This window comes from Mesorhizobium sp. M1E.F.Ca.ET.063.01.1.1, assembly GCF_003998155.1.
GTDB lineage: Bacteria > Pseudomonadota > Alphaproteobacteria > Rhizobiales > Rhizobiaceae > Mesorhizobium.
Genome location: NZ_RZSC01000734.1, coordinates 1 through 2,896, shown reverse-complemented (window position 1 = coordinate 2,896; position 2,896 = coordinate 1). Strand labels below are relative to the sequence as shown.

The window sequence follows — 2,896 nt, the reverse complement described above, 5'->3', positions numbered from 1 at the left end:
GTCCAGCGGGCAGGGCATGGCCATGCCAATGGACACCAACGACATCGAGTATGACGCCTACCTGGCGAACGACCGCACGTTGGACGATCCGCAGGTGTTCGCAGTCGAGCGGAACGGCACGGTCCGGCTGCGGCTCATCAATGGAGCGACCGCGACGGCATTCTGGATCGACACCGGGTCGATCGAAGGCGAGGCAATCGCCGTCGACGGGAATCCTGTCGCTCCCGTGCGCGGCCGCCGCTTTCCGCTCGCCATGGGCCAGCGCATCGACATCCGGCTGCGCATTCCGGACGAGACGGGGGCCTGGCCGATCCTGGCGCTGCGCGAGGGCGGTGTCGAGCGCACCGGCTTCGTGTTGGCAACGAAGGGAGGCGCGGTAAAGCGCATCGCGCCCGCTGGCGAACAGGCCACGACCGCGCTCGACCTTGCATTCGAGTCCGGTCTCGTCGCCGCCAAGCCCCTGGCGGTGACGCCTGCGGACCGGAACCAGCCCATCGAGATCGGCGGCACGATGCAGGGTTACTCCTGGACGATCAACGGCAGGACATGGGCCAACCATCGGCCGATCCCGGTGCGGAAGGGGGAGCGCATCGAACTGACGCTGCGCAACACCAGCATGATGGGCCATCCCATGCACCTGCACGGCCACCATTTCCAGGTGGTCGCCGTCGACGGCCGCCGCTTCGCGGGAGCCGTCCGCGACACCGTCTGGGTGCCGCCGATGCGCGAGGTGACGGTGGCGTTCGATGCCGCCAACCCTGGGACATGGGCGTTCCACTGCCATCACCTCTATCACATGGCGACCGGCATGATGACCGTCGTCGACTACTCCGCGGGACCGCTTTCGAGGATAAGACCATGAGAAATAAACGCAGATACGGTGCCGTCGCCCTGTCGGTCGAAAACCGGTAGGGCGCTTCGTCTATGTCGCCAACCAGGGTACCGAGGCCAAGCCGAACGACACGGTCTCCGTCATCGACGTCGCGAGCGGCAAGGTCGTCAAGACGATCCACACCGGTGCCGGAACGCATGGAGTCGTTGTCGGCAACGACGCCTTCGTCCTCGTGACCAACATCGTCGACGGCACCGTGTCGCTGATCTCGGTCAAGGACCAGGCCGTCCTGACGTCCTATGCTGTCGGCAAGGGGCCGAACGGGATCACGTACCAGTCTGCCGGCCCGATCCCGGGCGATGCAGGCTGAAGGGGCTGACGACAAGCATATGCCGCCGCTCCATCGAAAAGTCGCATAAGATAGATTATGGAACTGACAGGCCCAGCGTAGGCTTGGGAATTGCTGGAGTTTCAGTCGCTTTGCGCCACGGCAAAGGCGCTGACTGGTCGAAAAATGCTTGAAGACGATCGGGCGTCGGGCTTGGCGCCCGATCGGCTGTCAACCGGCATCCGGCGCAAGCTTTCATTCGCAGCAGCTCGAAACGCCGTTGATGCTGTTACCTGGCCGAGTAAACGGCCAAATGAATAAGCGTCTCTATGACGCTGACTCATAAGGAGTTTCGATCACCATGCCGTCATAGGCCGGCACCACGTGGCCCGGCGTCTCGGCCATCACCACGGCGTAGTCGAGCGGCACGTGCATATGCGTCAGCACGGCGTTTTTCGGTGCCAGCTTCTCGATCCAGCCCAGCGCCTGGCCAAGCGACAGATGGCTGGGATGGGTGTTGTACTGCAGCGCGTCGATGACGAGCGTGTCGAGGCCGCGCAGCCGTTCCGCGGTGGCAGCCGGGAAGTCGCTGATATCAGGGCAATAGGCGAGGCCGCCGACGCGAAAGCCCAACGAGATGATATCACCGTGAATCTGCGGCAGCGGCTCAAGGGTGAGGGGACCCCCCTCGCCCTCGATTACCACTGGCCTGGCATGGTTGATGAGATGCGGCTTGACGATCGGCGGATAGGAACTGCCGGGCGGCGTCTCGAAGCAATAGTCGAACGCCTGGCGCAGCCGTCCCATCGTCGGCTCGTCTGCATGGATATCGATACGGTGCCGCTGCTCGTGCACATAGCCGCGCAGGTCGTCGATGCCGTGGATATGATCGGCATGCGGATGTGTATAGACGACCGCATCGATGCGTTTTACCGAGGCAAGCAGCATCTGCTCGCGGAAGTCCGGACCGGTGTCGATGACGACCGTGGTGCGGCCGCCACCGGCGGCAATCCGCTCGACAAGGGCCGCCGCCCGCATACGGCGGTTCTTTGGATTGTTCGGATCGCAATTGCCCCAGTCGCCGGTGATGCGCGGCGTGCCGGGCGACGAGCCGCAGCCGAGAATGGTGAGGCGCAGCCGGTCGCCCATCTCTCAGGCGCCCGCCATGTCCGGGCGCGGCATCTTGGTGAACAGCCGGAAGACGTTTTCGGTGGTGATGTCGGCGATCTCGGCCTCGCCGACGCCGATGGTTTCGGCGAGCACCTTTGCCGTGTTCGTGACAAAGGCGGGCTCGTTGCGCTTGCCGCGATGCGGGACAGGCGCAAGGTAAGGCGCGTCTGTTTCGACCAATAGACGGTCGTGCGGGACGTCGGCGGCGATGGCGCGCAGCTCGGTCGAGTTCTTGAAGGTCAAGATGCCCGAGAAAGAGACGTAACCGCCCAGCGCAACGCCGACTTCGGCCAGCCTGCGACCGGACGAAAAACAATGCAGAATGAAGGGAAAGGCGCCCTTCCCTGTCTCGTCCTCGAGGATTGCCGCCATGTCGTCGTCGGCATCGCGCGAATGGATGACCAGCGGCAGCCCTGTCCGGCGCGCGGCGGCGATGTGGGTGCGGAACCCTTGCGCCTGCGCCTCCCGCGGCGCGTGGTCATAGAAATAGTCTAAGCCGGCTTCGCCGATCGCCACCACCTTGGGGTGGCTGGAAAGCCGCACCAGCTCGTCGGCGGTCACGTCGA

The 2,896-nt window shown here is 64.4% G+C and carries 4 protein-coding genes; 2 read left to right on the top strand and 2 right to left on the bottom strand.

Annotated features, from left to right (window positions below):
- A partial coding sequence (locus EOA29_RS31425) for a multicopper oxidase domain-containing protein (RefSeq protein WP_148669392.1) occupies window positions 1–862 on the top strand: 862 nt, incomplete at its 5' end.
- 13 nt (window positions 863–875) lie between these two features.
- A complete protein-coding gene (locus EOA29_RS44095; RefSeq protein ID WP_126094026.1) occupies window positions 876–1,202 on the top strand; it encodes a hypothetical protein in 327 nt (108 codons plus the stop codon).
- A 285-nt stretch (window positions 1,203–1,487) separates the two neighbouring features.
- Here the strand turns inward: EOA29_RS44095 and EOA29_RS31415 are convergent, their stop codons facing one another.
- Both EOA29_RS31415 and EOA29_RS31410 read right to left on the bottom strand, forming a co-directional pair.
- Window positions 1,488–2,309 (bottom strand): MBL fold metallo-hydrolase, encoded by an 822-nt coding sequence (locus EOA29_RS31415; RefSeq protein ID WP_126094025.1) that lies wholly within the window; start codon window positions 2,307–2,309, stop codon window positions 1,488–1,490.
- A gap of 3 nt (window positions 2,310–2,312) precedes the next feature.
- Window positions 2,313–2,896: TatD family hydrolase (locus tag EOA29_RS31410; RefSeq protein WP_145969903.1), on the bottom strand; the 584-nt coding region annotated here is incomplete at its 5' end.

What these genes read in the sequence shown, in the direction of transcription:
- EOA29_RS31415 (WP_126094025.1), bottom strand. Translation starts at nt 2,309, where the DNA reads ATGGGCGACCGGCTGCGCCTCACCATTCTCGGCTGCGGCTCGTCGCCC.